We start from the raw sequence: 14,670 nt of genomic DNA on the forward strand, positions 1-14,670 counted from the left end.
AAGAAAAACCGCCCGGACCATGCGAGGTTCGGACGGTCTTACGTTCGATGGTGCCCCATGTTGGATTCGAACCAACGGCCTTCTGCTCCGGAGGCAGACGCTCTAATCCCCTGAGCTAATAGGGCGAACAAAAGGCATTATACCCAAGTGCACCACGGGCTATCAAAATAAAAGAAAAAGCTTTGCAATTCCGAGGAAGACCTTGATTATCAACTTCATCCGAACACCTCCCACATTCATCCGTACATGTGCGGATGAATGTGGGAACCCGATACCCTGAGGGCCGGACCGGCCGGCCCCGGGAGATCGGAGGACGGCATGTCCGGAAAGAGGAAGAAGGGTCCCGAGAAGGCGGCCCCGAGGGCCTACGGCAGGCTCACCAGGCACGAGCGGGACACGGTCCAGAGGATGCTGGAACGCGGGGCCTCGTGCAGGGAGATCGCGAGGGAGCTGGGCAGGTCGCCCTCGACGGTGAGCGCCGAGGTGTCGTCGCACAGGTTCGTGACGGCGCCGAAGGCCAGGCGCGGCGAGCGCGTCGACGCCGGCACCGACCTGTCGGCGGCCTGCCCGCGCCTGGCGGCGTGGCCGCGCTGCTGCAACGGCTGCGGCCGCTACCGCGCGGTGGGCTGCAAGCGCCGCCCGCACGTCTTCTACGAGGCCCGCGCCGCGCAGCTGTGCGCGGACTCGGTGCTCGTCTCGTCCAGGCGCGGGATCGATGCCGACGAGCCGGCCGCGGCGGCCAGGCTGGAGGCCATAAGGGGCTGCCTGCGCCGGGGGCTGTCCCCCGAGCAGATGGCGGCGTGCAACGGCGGGCCGGTGGACCTGTCGCCGTCGACCATCTACCGCTGGGTCGCGGCGGGCTACGACGGCATGACCAACATGGAGCTCAGGCGCAAGGTCGGCTACAGGCCGCGCAAGCGCGCCGCCGGCCGGGCGGCCACGCGCCACTCCGCCCGCAGGTCGCACGCCGCGTTCCTCGCCCTCGGGGAGGACGCGTGCGCCGCGGCCTGGGAGATGGACACCGTCGAGGGCGCCAGGGAGGACTCGGCCTGCCTGCTCACGCTGCTCCACCGCCCCAGCAGGCTCCAGCTGGCGCTCCTGCTCGAGGCGAAGGACTCGGCGAGCGTGGAGGCGGCGCTGGAGGGCGTGCGCTCGGTGCTGGGCGCCGACGGCATGGGGAGGGTCTTCCGCGCCGTGCTCACCGACAACGGCGCGGAGTTCTCCGACGAGGGCGCGATCGCGGCGCTCCTCGGCGAGGGGCCGGGCGAGACGAGGCTGTTCTACTGCGACCCCAGGCGCAGCGACCAGAAGGGCGCCTGCGAGCGAAACCACGTCGAGATAAGGAAGCTGCTTCCCAAGGGCGCGTGCCTCAGGTTCGACCGGCTCGCCCCGGCGGACCTGGCGCTGGCCATGTCGCACGTGAACTCCGAGCCCCGCGGCGCGCTCGGCTTCTCGACGCCCGCCCGCGCCTTCAGGGCGATGCTCGGCGGCGACGCGGCGGCGCTGCTGGACGCCTACGGCGTGGAGGAGGTGCCCATCGGCGAACTCGACCTGACGCCGGGCCTCATCGAGAGGGCGCGCGCCGAGAGGGGCGATGCCCCGCTGGCCTAGTCTGAAGGCAAAACGGAATAGACGGACCGACCGTCCGGCTGAGTCTGGGAAGAGGTGCCGGGCGGAGGGCGGAGCATGGCCACCGGACCCATCGAAACACATCTCCACCGTTCCTTCAACTGGGAAAACGGCGCCCCCGGGGCCCGTGAGGGGCCTCGGGGGCGTTCGGCTAGCTGCGGGAACGGCCTATCCGCTCAATGTGTTCGGCTGAGATCGGAAATCAACCATTCCGAGGAAGACGCGGCGCAGAGGCTCACTTTAGAACGCAAAAGTGAAACAATTAGTATAAACTCACATGCACCATATATACACGGCTCGCGATGCGGGCCGTTTTTGCAAGGGTTATCCACCGAGATGAGAGGCGCACCATGATTGCAATTTTAAAGCAGAGCGCCAGCGACGAGGCCGTCAGCCATATCGTCAGCTGGATTGAGAAAAAGGGCCTGAAGACCGACGTCTCGCGCGGCGAGAACGAGACGATCATCGGCCTGGTGGGCGATACGACCAAGATCGACCCGTTCCTGCTCGAGTCCATGGACGTCGTCGAGCGCGTGCAGCGCGTCTCCGAGCCGTTCAAGCGCGCCAATCGCAAGTTCCACCCCGAGGACTCCGTCATCGACTGCGGCCACGGCGTCAAGATCGGCGGCGATCAGTTCCAGGTCATCGCCGGCCCGTGCTCCGTCGAGGGCGAGAACCTCATCCGCATCGCCCGCCGCGTGAAGGCCGCCGGTGCCACGATGCTGCGCGGCGGTGCCTACAAGCCCCGCACTTCCCCGTACGCCTACCAGGGCATGGGCCCCGCCGGCCTGGACCTGCTGTGCGAGGCGTCCGCCGAGCTCGACATGCCGATCGTCACCGAGATCATGGATCCGCGCGACGTGCAGGTCTTCTTGGACAAGAAGATCGACGTCATGCAGATCGGCGCGCGCAACGCCCAGAACTTCCCCCTGCTCAAAGAGGTGGGCAAGACCAAGACTCCGATCTTGCTTAAGCGCGGCATGTCCGGCACGATCGATGAGCTGCTCATGGCCGCCGAGTACATCATGAGCGAGGGCAACGACAACGTCATCCTGTGCGAGCGCGGCATCCGCACCTTCGAGACCCGCACCCGCAACACCTTCGACCTCAATGCCGTGCCGGTGCTGCACCACCTGTCGCACCTGCCCGTCGTCGCCGACCCCAGCCACGCCACCGGCTACACCCGCTACGTTGAACCCATGGCGCTCGCCGCGACCGCCTGCGGTGCCAACGGCCTGGAGATCGAGGTCCACGACGAGCCCAGCCGCGCATGGTCCGACGGCGCTCAGGCCCTCACCCCCGATCAGTTCGACGACACCATGCGCCGCATCCGAGCCATCCGCGAGGTTGTCTGCCAAGAGACCATGGAGTAGCCCATGGGTACAGTGAGAAACGCGCGCGTTAACCAGGGCGGCCCCAAGTGCGCCGGCATCGTCGGCCTTGGCCTCATCGGCGGCAGCTTTGCCCGCGGCTATGCGCAGGCGGGCGTCCGCGTGCTGGCCTGGGATCCCGATGACGATGTCATGACGGCCGCCAGCATGGGCACCGTCGCCGGCGAGCTCAACGACGAGACGCTCGGCGAATGCGACATCATCGTCTTGGCTTGCTACCCCGAGGCTTGCATCGAGTGGCTCGAGGCGCACGCCCAGGCGCTCGCCGACGCCACCGATACCGAGGCCATCATGGGCCCCGTGGTGATCGACACGGTGGGCGTCAAGGGCATCGTGTGCGAGCGCGCTTTTGAGCTTGCCCGCGAGCACGGCTTTTACTTTGTGGGCGCGCACCCCATGGCGGGCACCCAGTTCTCGGGCTACGCTCACTCCCGCGCCGACCTGTTCCAGGGCGCTCCCCTGGTGCTCGTTCCACCCGCGGTAGACGATGCCCTTAAGCTCGAGCTCTTGGGCCAGGTGCGCGAGATGGTGCGCCCCTTGGGCTTTGGCAAGTTCAGCGTGACCAGCGCCGCCGAGCACGACCGCGTCATCGCCTTTACGAGCCAGCTCGCGCATGTCGTCTCAAACGCCTATGTTAAGAGCCCGACCGCTCAGGTTCACCACGGTTTTTCTGCCGGCAGCTACCGCGACCTCACCCGCGTGGCACACCTCAACCCCCAGATGTGGTCCGAGCTCATGATCGACGACGCCGACGCGCTCGCCTTCGAGATCGACCATCTGATCGAATCGCTCGGCGCCTACAGCCGCGCCCTTAAAGACCGCGACCAGCGCTATCTGGAGAATCTCCTTGCCGAGGGCGACCGAATTAAGCGCGCACTCGACGACGAGGCCTCCCACTAGACCACCCATCACGCCAGGTCGAAAGGACCGAAGCTTATGGCGATTACCATCGATATCGACACCGCACGCCCCTACCAGGTGCATGTTGGCACGTTTTTGCTGGAGCAGGCGGGACCGCTCGTGCGCGCCACTGCCGGCGGCACCAAGGCCGTCATCGTTACGGACACCAACGTGGGCCCCCTCTACCAGATGCCCGTTAAGCAGAGCCTGGAAGCGTCAGGCTACGAGGTGAGCATCTGCACCTTCGAAGCCGGCGAGGCCCATAAGCGCGCCGAAACCTATGTTGCCATTTTGGAGTTTGTGGCCGAGCACGAGCTTTCGCGCTCCGACGTGATCGTGGCACTCGGCGGCGGTGTCGTGGGCGACGTGACGGGCTTTGTGGCCGCCACCTACATGCGCGGCTGCAAGTTTGTGCAGATCCCCACGAGCCTGCTCGCCATGGTGGATTCGTCGGTGGGAGGCAAGACCGCCATCGACCTGGCTGCCGGCAAGAACTTGGCCGGCGCCTTTTGGCAGCCGAGCGTGGTTATCGCCGACGTGGGGTGCCTGGCCACCCTCACTCCCGAGCAGTTCGCCGACGGCTGCGGCGAGGTCGTCAAGCACGCCGTGATCGCCGACCCGGAGCTCTTCGCCGAGCTGGAGAAGACCCCGCTCACGCTGGAGCTGCTCAACCGCGATGTGGCCCGCGTAGCGCTCATCATCGCCCGCAATATCGACATCAAGCGCGCCGTGGTCGTCGCCGACGAGTGCGAAACCAACCAGCGCAAGCTCCTCAACTTTGGACACAGCGCCGGACACGCCGTCGAGGCCTGCGAGCACTTTGAGCTGGGACACGGCAACTGCGTGTCGATCGGCATGGGTATCATCACGCGCGCCGCGGCCCTGCACGGCGTCTGCGATGCTGCGCTGCCCGGTCGTATTGAGGAACTCTGTGCCCGCCATGGCCTCAAGACCCGCTGCGACCTAGATGCCGATGCCGTCTTTGCCGAGGCGCTCCACGACAAGAAGCGCGCGGGCGACACCATCGACCTGGTGATTCCGCACGGCATTGGCCGCTGCAGCATCGACCGTACGCCGCTTTCCACTTTCCACGAACTCATTGCCGAGGGCCTCGGCCAGAAGGGAGACGCATCCGCATGCTAGCCCGCATCACCCCGTCCCCGCTCAAGGGCACCGTTCCCGCCATCGCGTCCAAGTCGATGGCGCATCGCCTGATCATCTGCGCTGCGCTTGCCAACGGCGAGACACACGTCACCTGCAACACCACCTGCGCCGACATAGAGGCCACGGTGCGCTGCCTTACGGCACTGGGTGCTCGCATCGAGACCGTCGAGGACGGCTTCCAGGTCCACCCCACCATGAAGAGTGTTGAGTTTGGCCTGCTCAAGGCCCTTGCCGGCAGCACGCTTGACTGCGGTGAGAGCGGCTCCACGCTGCGCTTTATGCTGCCCGTCGCCTGCGCGCTGGGTGCGGAGGCCACCTTCGTGGGCCAGGGCCGTCTGGGCGCCCGCCCGCTCTCCCCGCTCTCGGACGAGATCATCGCCGCCGGCTGCGACCTGCAGGGTCTGGGCGGCTTTCCGCTCAAGACGAGCGGCCGCATGCGCCCTGGCACCTTTGTGCTGCCGGGCAATGTGAGCTCGCAGTACATCTCGGGCCTGCTGCTGGCAGCCCCGCTGCTGGCCCAGCCCTCCTGCGTGCAGGTAACCGGCCTCATCGAGAGCCGCCCCTACATCAACCTGACGATACAGGCCATGAAGGCCTTTGGCGTCGAGGTCAACGTCGAGCGCATTCCGGCCAAGGACGGCCAGCCCGAGGTCACAAACTTCCGCGTGAGCAGTGGCTCGTACCGCACGCCCGGCAGCGTAGCCGTCGAGGGCGACTGGTCCAACGCCGCCTTTTGGCTGTGCGCCGGCGCCATCGGCACCGACCCAATCACCGTCGAGGGCGTGTCGCTAAGCTCCGCACAGGGCGACCGTAACGTGCTTGCCGCGCTTTCGCGCTTTGGCGCCCGCATCGTGCGCTCCACCAACGCCGCCACCGTGCAGTCCGACAAACTCGCCGGCTTTGAGATGAGTGCCCACGACATTCCGGACCTGGTGCCCGTCATCTCAGCCGTGGCCTCGCTGGCACAGGGCCGCACCTTTATCCGCGATTGCGCCCGTCTGCGCATCAAGGAATCCGACCGTCTGGTCACCACCACCCGCGAGCTCACCGCGCTGGGCGCGCAGGTGCGCATTGCCGGCGATGACCTCATCATCAAGGGTGTCGATGCCTTCACCGGCGGCGAGGTCGATTCGCACAACGACCACCGCATCGCCATGATGGCCGCTATCGCCGCGAGCCGCGCCACCGGCGAGGTCGTGATCCACGGCGCCGAGGCCGTCAACAAGTCCTATCCCGATTTCTTCGACCACTACCGCCTGCTGGGCGGCAAGGTCACGCTCGAGGAGGAATAGCATGTCCTCGACCTTTGGCAACGTCTTGCACTTAAGCATCTTCGGCCAGTCGCACTCCCCCGCCATCGGCTGCTCACTCGATGGCATCCCGGCGGGCATCGCCGTGGACCAGGAGCAGCTGCAGGCCTTCCTTGACCGTCGCGCCCCCGGTCGCGACGAGACCGCAACCAAGCGCCGCGAGGCCGACGCCGCGCACATCATCGCCGGTGTTGTCGATGGACATACCACCGGCGCGCCCATCGCCGCGATTATCGAGAACACCAACACGCGCTCCAAGGATTACTCCGAGCTGCGCCGCAAGCCCCGTCCGGGACATGCGGACTTCCCTGCGCGCGTGAAGTATCACAACATGCACGATGTCGCCGGTGGCGGGCACTTCTCCGGCCGCCTAACGGCACCCCTGTGCATCGCCGGCGGCATTGCGCTGCAGGCACTCGAGGCCCGCGGCATTAAAGTAATGGCGCACGTCGCGCAGATCGGCGGCATCTCCGACCTGCCGATGGACGATATGGTCTATCGCGAGGCCGACCGCAAAGCGATCCTAACGAACGATCTTCCTTGCATTGACGCCGCCGCAGCCGGCCGCATGCGCGAGGAGATCCTAGCCGCACGCGACGAACTCGACAGCATCGGCGGCATCGTGGAGTGCGGCATTTATGGGCTTCCCGCGGGCATCGGCGACCCCATGTTCGACGGCATCGAGAACCGCATCGCGCAAATCGCGTTTGGCATTCCCGCCGTAAAGGGCGTGGAGTTTGGCATGGGCTTTGCCGTGGCCGCCATGCGCGGCAGCGAGAACAATGATCCGTATCGCATCGATGCCGAGACCGGCGAGATCGAGGTCGAGTCCAACAACGCCGGCGGCATCCTGGGCGGTATTTCGACCGGCGCGCCCGTCATGTGGCGCATGGCCGTAAAGCCGACGCCCTCCATTGGCCGCGAGCAGCAGACGGTGGACATGGACGCTATGGAAAATGCCGGGCTCTCGGTCCACGGCCGTCACGATCCCTGCATCGTCCCCCGAGCCGTCCCCGTAGCCGAAGCAGCCGCCGCCCTCGCCATCTGGGACGCTCTCCTCGAGGACGCAGGCCAGCTCTAACCCGACTCACCTGAGTTGCCTGTCAACTCAGCCGTTACGCGAAAGGGACTTCCATGGACCTTGCCGATATTCGCCAGACCATCGATGGCATCGACACCGCGCTCCTCAACAGCTTTGTCGAGCGCATGGACATTGCCACCGAGGTCGCCAAGTCAAAAATCGAGATGGGCAAGGCCGTCTTCGACCCCGCCCGTGAGCGCTCCAAGCTCAACAACCTCGCCAGCCGCGCGCCCGAGCGCTACGAGGCGCAGACCATCACCCTGTTCCGTCTCCTCATGAGCATGAGCAAGGCCGAGCAGCAGCGCTACATCAACGAGCTCAAGGGCATCACCGTCTCGCAAAAGGCCCACGCCACGGCTGCAGCCTCCGACACGCCCTTCCCTCAAACGGCCACCGTCGCCTGCCAGGGCGTCGAGGGCGCTTACAGCCAAATCGCCGCGTGCAAGCTCTTCGACGTGCCCGACATCGCGTTTTTCGAGACCTTCGAGGGCGTCATGCGCGCCGTGCGCGACGGCTTCTGCGAGTTTGGCGTGCTGCCCATCGAGAACTCCACCGCCGGTTCGGTCAACGCCGTCTACGACCTGCTCGCCCAGTTCGACTTCCATATCGTGCGCTCGCTTCGCCTCAAAATCGACCACAACCTGCTCGTCAAGCCCGGCACCAAGCTTGCGGACGTGCACGAGGTCTACAGCCACGGCCAGGCCATTGCCCAATGCGCCGGCTTTATCGAGGCGCACGACCTGCACGCCAACAAGTACCCCAACACGGCCATGTCGGCCGAGATGGTCGCCAGCTCCGAGCGCACCGATGTTGCCGCCATCGCATCGCGCAGCTGCGCGGCACTCTATGGCCTGGAGGTGCTGGAGCCCAACATCCAGGACTCGGACAACAACTACACGCGCTTTGTCGTCATCAGCCGCGAGCCACGCGTCTACCCCGGCGCCAACCGCACCTCGCTCATGATTACCACGGCCAACGAGCCGGGCGCACTCTATCGCGTACTCGAGCGCTTCTACGCACTCAGCATCAACCTCATCAAGCTCGAGAGCCGCCCCATCCCCGGTCGCGACTTTGAGTTTATGTTCTACTTTGACCTGGACTGCCCCTTTGGCAGCAAGGCCCTCGATGATCTGCTCGATTCCATCGACGACGTGTGCGAGAGCTTCACCTACTTTGGCAGTTACACGGAGGTGCTCTAGATGACCGATGTCGCCGCAACCCGCCCCTACGGCGTGCTGGGCCGCGTGCTGGGCCACAGCTACACCCCGACCATCTACAAGGAGCTGGCGGGGCTTGAGTACGTGCGTTTTGAGCGCGAGCCCGAGGAGCTCGCGGCCTTTATGACGGGCGACGAGTGGGAGGGCACCAATGTTACCATCCCCTACAAGCGCACCGTCATGGAATACCTGGACGAGCTGAGTCCACTCGCCGAACGCATGGGCAACGTCAACACCATCACGCGCCTGCCCGACGGCCGCCTGCGCGGCGACAACACTGACTACTTTGGTTTTCAGTGTCTAGTCGAGGAGCTGGGCGTTGAAGTTGCCGACAAGAAGGTCCTTGTGCTCGGCGCCACCGGTGGCGCAGGTACCACTGCCAGCATGGTGCTCGGCGACCTGGGCGCCACCGTCGTGCCTGCCGGACGCACGAGCGAGGTCAACTATGGCAACATCGCGCAGCAATCCGATGCCGCGCTGCTCGTCAACTGCACGCCTGCCGGCATGTTCCCCCACTGCCCCGACGCTCCCTGCACGCTCGAAGGCCTCGATGCGCTCGAGGGCGTCATCGACATTGTCTACAACCCCGCCCGCACGGGCCTGATGCTCGAGGCCGAGCGCCGCGGCATCCCCTGCATCGGCGGTCTGCTTATGCTTGTGGCACAAGCAGCACGGGCTGTTGAGCGCTACACCGGCAAAGCCACCCCGCGCGAGCGCATCCTGGACGTAACGGAGCGCCTGTCTCACCGCGAGCAGAACATCGCCCTGATTGGCATGCCAGGTTCGGGCAAGACCCGCGTGGGCGAGCGGATCGCCCTGCTCACGGATCGCGAGCACATCGACTTGGATCGCGCGCTCGAGGAGCGTCTGGGCATGCCCTGCGCCGACTTTATCGTCAAGCACGGCGAGGCGGCCTTCCGCGAGCAGGAGACGGCGGTGCTGGCCGACATCTCCAAGCGCAGCGGCCTGGTGCTTTCCACGGGTGGCGGCGTGGTCACGCGCGACGAAAACTATCCGCTGCTGCACCAGAACAGCCAGATCGTGATGCTCAACCGCAAGCTCGACGAGCTCGCCCACAAGGGGCGCCCCATCACCGCCCGCGACGGCATCGACAAGCTCGCCGAGCAGCGTATGCCGCGCTACCGCGCCTGGGCCGACCACATCATCGACTCACGCGACTGCGCCGCCAACACCGCCCGTGCCGTCCTCGACACCCTCCCACCCGCTCTCTAACAAAAACCACCACAAAGGGGACAGGCAACTTTGTGGTGGTTTTTCATTCCGCCTCACCGCCCGCCCAACCGCAAAGGAAGCAACCATGAAAGCACTCGTCATCAACGGGCCCAACCTCAACATGCTCGGCATTCGCGAGCCGGGCATCTACGGCAGCGACAACTACGACCGCTTAGTGCAGATCTGCCAGGAAGCGGGCGCCGCACAGGGCTTCGAAGAAGTCGAGGTCTTCCAGTCTAACCACGAGGGCACCATCGTCGACAAGATCCAGGAGGCCTACGGCAAGGCCGACGGCATCGTCATCAACCCGGCGGCTTACACGCACACGAGCGTCGCGATCCTCGATGCCCTCAAGGCCGTCGCCATCCCTGCCGTCGAGGTACACATCAGCGCCGTAGAGACACGCGAGGACTTCCGCCAGGTGAGCTACGCCCGCCTGGCCTGCTTCGCCACCATCACCGGCGAGGGCCTGCAGGGCTACGCACACGCGCTGGAGCTGTTGAAAGGGCATCTGCTACACTAATCCCTGGGACAAAGACACCAGATATGTTTGTCCCTAAACTAAAGTAACTGTCCAATCGACATACAAAGGAGCTTATCCATGTCCCAGTACGATTACCTCGTCGTCGGTGCCGGCCTCTCGGGCGCCGTCTTTGCCAATGCCGCCAGGCGCGCCGGCAAGTCGGTCCTGGTCATCGACCGCCGCGACCATATCGCCGGCAACATCTACACCGAGGACGTCGAGGGCATCCAGGTGCACCGCTACGGCGCGCATATCTTCCACACTTCCATGAAGGATGTCTGGGACTACGTCAACCGCTTCGCCGAGTTCAACAACTACGTCAACTCGCCGGTAGCCAACTTCCACGGCAACATGTACAACATGCCCTTCAACATGAACACCTTCGCCAAGATGTGGCCGGGCGTCGTCACGCCGGCGGACGCCCGCGCCAAGATCGCCGAGCAGGTGGCCGCCGAGAACATCGGCGAGCCGCAGAACCTCGAGGAGCAGGCACTGTCGCTCGTCGGCCGCGACATCTTCGAGACGCTCGTGAAGGGCTACACCGAGAAGCAGTGGGGCCGCGACTGCCGCGACCTGCCCGCGAGCATCATCAAGCGCCTCCCCTGCCGCTTCACCTACGACAACAACTATTTCAACGACCGCTACCAGGGCATCCCCATGGGCGGCTACACCAAGATGGTCGCCAACATGCTCGAGGGCGTCGAGGTGCGCTGCGGCGTGGAATACAAGGAGCTGGTCGCCGCCGAGCCCGATATCGCCGCCAGGACGATCTACTGCGGCCCCATCGACGCTTTCTACGACTTCAAGCTGGGCACGCTCGAGTACCGCAGCCTGCGCTTCGAGACCGAGACCCTCGACGAGGCCGACCACCAGGGCGTGGCCGTGGTCAACTACACCGAGCGCGAGGTCCCCTACACACGCATCATCGAGCACAAGCACTTCGAGTTCGGCACGCAGGACAAGACCGTCATCACGCGCGAGTACCCAGCCGACTGGAAGCCCGGCGACGAGCCCTACTACCCCATCAACGACACCAAGAACGAGGCCCTGTACAGGCAGTACGAGGAGCTGGCGGCGCAGGAGGGCGACGTGATCTTCGCCGGTCGCCTGGGCGGCTACAAGTACTACGACATGGACAAGGCCATCGTCGCCGCCTTCGAGCTCGTCCGCAACGAGCTGGGCGTGGAGCCGACTGAGGCGTAGGGAGCTCAACGACAAAGGTAGACAGCCATTCAGGGATGTAGAAAGTCCGGTGCAGCATCGCTGCATCGGACTTTTTGTTGAGGGAGCACTGCACGCCCACGTGCCAAAAAGCAAAGACCCGGCATTAAACCGGGTCTTCAAAAACTCTATTGGTGCTCCATGGCGGATTCGAACCGTCGACCTTGGGATTAGAAGTCCCCTGCTCTATCCAACTGAGCTAATGGAGCATAAAAGCCGCACGTCCAAGCGGATACAAGTTCGCGCGACTAAAAGATTATAACCTACTTGAACTGGTCGTGGTACGCCTTGCAGACCTCGTCCACGGGGCCATCCATACGCAGGTCACCCTTCTCGATCCATACGGCACGCTGGCAAATGCGCTCAACCTGCTCCATGGAGTGAGAAACGAACAAGACCGTGACGTCGCCGCTCTCGATAAAGTGCTGAATGCGGCGCTCGCACTTCTGCTGGAAAAAGACATCGCCAACAGAAAGCGTCTCATCAACGATGAGGATATCGGGCTCGGTAATCGTAGCGATAGCAAAGGCAATGCGTGCAACCATACCCGAAGAGAAGTTCTTCAGCGGCATGTCGACAAAGTCTTTGAGCTCGGCGAACTCAATGATCTCATCAAAACTAGCATCGATAAACTCCTTGGTATAGCCAAGCAGCGCACCGTTAAGGTAGATATTTTCACGCGCGGTAAGCTCCGGGTCAAAGCCGGCACCAAGCTCAATCAGCGGTGCAATATTGCCGTGAACCTTAACCTCACCTTCGCTGGGCTCCAAAACGCCAGCGATAATCTTGAGCATCGTAGACTTGCCGGAACCGTTAGTACCAACAAGGCCAACGACCTCGCCGCGATGCACATCAAACGAAATGTGCTTAAGCGCACGGAACTCCTCAAAGAACAGCTCGTGCTTGGCGAGCTTAATAAAGTACTCCTTGAGGTTCGTAAGCGACTCGGACGCCATATTAAAGATCATGGTGACGTCTTTGACCTCAACAGCAAGGGGCTGCTTGCTGTAATCAATAGCAGATTCAGTCATAAACAGCACTCCTTAGATGTAGAGAATAAACTTGTGCTCAGTCTTATGAAACACGGTGTAGCCAATAGCAAGAGCAAGAACAGCCCAAACAACACACAGCCCAAAGGTAAGCGCAGAAGGCACGGTATTAAACAGGAAGATATCACGCATAAACTGGAGGTAGTTGTACATGGGGTTCACAACCACAAGGACCTGGATCCAATGTGACATTTGGCTGATAAAGTCTGTCGTCCAGAAAATCGGCGTCAAATACATCCAAGCAGTAATAACAACGCTCCACAGATGCATAACGTCACGGAAGAAGACTGCCAATGCTGACAGCATCATGCCCAAACCCATACAGAAGCACATGAGCAACAGCAGGCAAACCGGCAGAAGAATTAAATGCCAAGTAGGAGCCACGCGGAAAAAGAGCATAACAAGGGCGACGGCAACCAAAGAGAAGGAAAAGTTGACGAGTGAGAACAACACCTTCTGCACCGGGAACACCCAACGATGCACTTTGACCTTCTTCAGCAACGAGGACGCCCAAATGATGGACATAAGCGCTTGGTTCGTCGACTCGGACATGACAGAGAACGTCACGTTACCGACGATCAAGTAAAGCGGATACATTTCGGGCGTAATAGAACCATTGCGACCTTGCGCGAAGATTGTCGAAAACACGATCGACATAACAATCATCATCAGCAGCGGGTTAAGCACGGACCATGCCACACCCAGAACACTGCGACGATATTTAATCTTAAAATCTTTGGTGACAAGCTGCTTAAGAATGAACTTGTCCTTTTCAAAATCATTTTTAGCGTGAGAGGCCGGTTTAGCCACCGCTTTCTGACTCTCTACGTTGTCAGCCACGGACCATCTCCTTGTCTCGTAAAACATAACAGTGGAAAGTATAGCCCTCCCACGTTGACGATAACTCACCGCAACAAATCTGGAGAACTAACCCATATCTAATCAAAGGGGCAGACGATAGGTATACTTTCGACCCGTTGATTCATTAAAGGAGGTCCTACATGGACTATTCGAATACCGCCGTCATAATCCCCTGCTACAACGAAGCGCTGACGATTGGCAAAGTTGTCGACGATTTTCATCGAGAGTTACCCGGTGCAACCGTCTTTGTATATGACAACAACTCGTCTGATGGCACTTCGCAAATCGCCAAGCAGCACGGTGCCACGGTGCGCCACGAGCCCAGACAGGGCAAAGGCAACGTGTGCCGCCAAATGTTCCGTGATGTCGACGCCGAATGCTATCTAATGGTTGATGGAGACGACACTTACCCCGCCGAGGCGGCAAAGGCGCTTTGCGAGCCCATCCTTAACGGCGAAGCCGATATGACCGTTGGCGATCGCCTGTCAAACGGCACCTATGCCGAAGAGAACAAGAGGGCCTTCCACGGCTTTGGCAACAATCTTGTTCGCGCCATGATCAAGTGGATTTACGGCTACAGCTTTGACGACGTGATGACCGGCTACCGAGCCATGAGCAGACCCTTCGTCAAGACCTTCCCCGTTTTGAGCGAGGGCTTCCAGATTGAGACCGAGCTCTCCATCCATGCTGTCGATCACCGCTGGCGAATTAAAGACGTGCCGGTGGAGTATCGCGATCGGCCCGCAGGCTCCGAGTCCAAGCTCAACACCGTTAGCGACGGCATCAAGGTCATCGCAATGATTGGAACGCTCTTTAAAGACTATCGTCCGCTCAAGTTCTTTACCCTTATAGCGCTCATCTTCGCCATCATAGGCCTTGCCCTCGGAATTCCAATTGTTGTGGAGTACTTCCAAACCGGCTTAGTCCCCCGCTTCCCCACGGCCATACTTGCGGCCTCATTCATGTTCCTGTTTGGGTTGAGCCTAGCAACGGGACTAATCCTCGACTCAGTTGCAAAAGTCGAAAGAAAACAATGGGAGTTACAAGCCTATAAAACCTATTCAAAATAAGAAGAGGTCCGGGCTTAATCC

General features: G+C 62.3%; 13 protein-coding genes and 2 tRNA genes. 11 read left to right on the forward strand and 4 right to left on the reverse strand.

Going from position 1 to position 14,670, the window contains the following annotated elements; all coding sequences use genetic code 11:
* Positions 1 to 48: 48 nt before the first annotated feature.
* Positions 49 to 125 (reverse strand) — tRNA-Arg (locus OIL88_07490).
* Between the two features lie 193 nt (positions 126 to 318).
* Between OIL88_07490 and OIL88_07495 the strand changes: the two genes are divergently transcribed.
* From OIL88_07495 to glf, 10 genes are all read left to right on the forward strand, one after another.
* Positions 319 to 1,611: an IS30 family transposase gene (locus OIL88_07495; protein ID HJI72203.1), complete on the forward strand. Its 1,293-nt coding sequence runs from the start codon at positions 319 to 321 to the stop codon at positions 1,609 to 1,611.
* 368 nt (positions 1,612 to 1,979) lie between these two features.
* On the forward strand, positions 1,980 to 3,002 hold the full coding sequence (aroF, locus tag OIL88_07500) for a 3-deoxy-7-phosphoheptulonate synthase (protein ID HJI72204.1): 1,023 nt from the start codon (positions 1,980 to 1,982) through the stop codon (positions 3,000 to 3,002).
* A 3-nt stretch (positions 3,003 to 3,005) separates the two neighbouring features.
* Positions 3,006 to 3,920 carry a prephenate dehydrogenase/arogenate dehydrogenase family protein gene (locus tag OIL88_07505; protein HJI72205.1) on the forward strand — a complete coding sequence of 305 codons (915 nt, stop codon included), beginning with the start codon at positions 3,006 to 3,008 and terminating at the stop codon, positions 3,918 to 3,920.
* Positions 3,921 to 3,956: 36 nt separating this feature from the next.
* Positions 3,957 to 5,063, forward strand: coding sequence for a 3-dehydroquinate synthase (aroB, locus tag OIL88_07510; protein HJI72206.1), 1,107 nt, complete (start codon positions 3,957 to 3,959; stop codon positions 5,061 to 5,063).
* Positions 5,057 to 6,376 (forward strand): 3-phosphoshikimate 1-carboxyvinyltransferase, encoded by a 1,320-nt coding sequence (aroA, locus tag OIL88_07515; protein HJI72207.1) that lies wholly within the window; start codon positions 5,057 to 5,059, stop codon positions 6,374 to 6,376. The genes aroB and aroA overlap by 7 nt, the downstream gene beginning before the upstream one ends.
* A gap of 1 nt (position 6,377) precedes the next feature.
* Positions 6,378 to 7,475, forward strand: coding sequence for a chorismate synthase (aroC, locus tag OIL88_07520; protein ID HJI72208.1), 1,098 nt, complete (start codon positions 6,378 to 6,380; stop codon positions 7,473 to 7,475).
* 53 nt (positions 7,476 to 7,528) lie between these two features.
* Positions 7,529 to 8,674, forward strand: coding sequence for a prephenate dehydratase (pheA, locus tag OIL88_07525; GenBank protein ID HJI72209.1), 1,146 nt, complete (start codon positions 7,529 to 7,531; stop codon positions 8,672 to 8,674).
* Entirely contained in the window at positions 8,675 to 9,925 is a 1,251-nt protein-coding gene (locus OIL88_07530) for a hypothetical protein (protein HJI72210.1), read from the forward strand.
* An 85-nt stretch (positions 9,926 to 10,010) separates the two neighbouring features.
* On the forward strand, positions 10,011 to 10,448 hold the full coding sequence (aroQ, locus tag OIL88_07535) for a type II 3-dehydroquinate dehydratase (GenBank protein HJI72211.1): 438 nt from the start codon (positions 10,011 to 10,013) through the stop codon (positions 10,446 to 10,448).
* 78 nt (positions 10,449 to 10,526) lie between these two features.
* Positions 10,527 to 11,651 (forward strand): UDP-galactopyranose mutase, encoded by a 1,125-nt coding sequence (glf, locus tag OIL88_07540; protein HJI72212.1) that lies wholly within the window; start codon positions 10,527 to 10,529, stop codon positions 11,649 to 11,651.
* A gap of 150 nt (positions 11,652 to 11,801) precedes the next feature.
* On the opposite strand, the gene OIL88_07545 is transcribed toward glf, so the two are convergent.
* The 3 genes from OIL88_07545 to OIL88_07555 all read right to left on the reverse strand — a co-directional run bounded on the left by OIL88_07545 (position 11,802) and on the right by OIL88_07555 (position 13,558).
* A tRNA-Arg gene (locus tag OIL88_07545) sits at positions 11,802 to 11,878 on the reverse strand.
* 54 nt (positions 11,879 to 11,932) lie between these two features.
* Positions 11,933 to 12,700, reverse strand: a complete 768-nt coding sequence (locus OIL88_07550; GenBank protein ID HJI72213.1) for an ABC transporter ATP-binding protein — start codon at positions 12,698 to 12,700, stop codon at positions 11,933 to 11,935.
* A gap of 12 nt (positions 12,701 to 12,712) precedes the next feature.
* The gene (locus tag OIL88_07555) at positions 12,713 to 13,558 is read right to left on the reverse strand and encodes an ABC transporter permease (protein ID HJI72214.1); all 846 of its coding nucleotides are present in this window, start codon (positions 13,556 to 13,558) and stop codon (positions 12,713 to 12,715) included.
* A gap of 161 nt (positions 13,559 to 13,719) precedes the next feature.
* Here OIL88_07555 and OIL88_07560 point away from each other — a divergent pair, with 161 nt between their 5' ends.
* Positions 13,720 to 14,649 carry a glycosyltransferase gene (locus OIL88_07560; protein HJI72215.1) on the forward strand — a complete coding sequence of 310 codons (930 nt, stop codon included), beginning with the start codon at positions 13,720 to 13,722 and terminating at the stop codon, positions 14,647 to 14,649.
* The last annotated feature ends 21 nt before the right edge of the window (positions 14,650 to 14,670 follow it).

This window comes from Coriobacteriaceae bacterium (assembly GCA_025992855.1).
GTDB lineage: Bacteria > Actinomycetota > Coriobacteriia > Coriobacteriales > Coriobacteriaceae > Collinsella.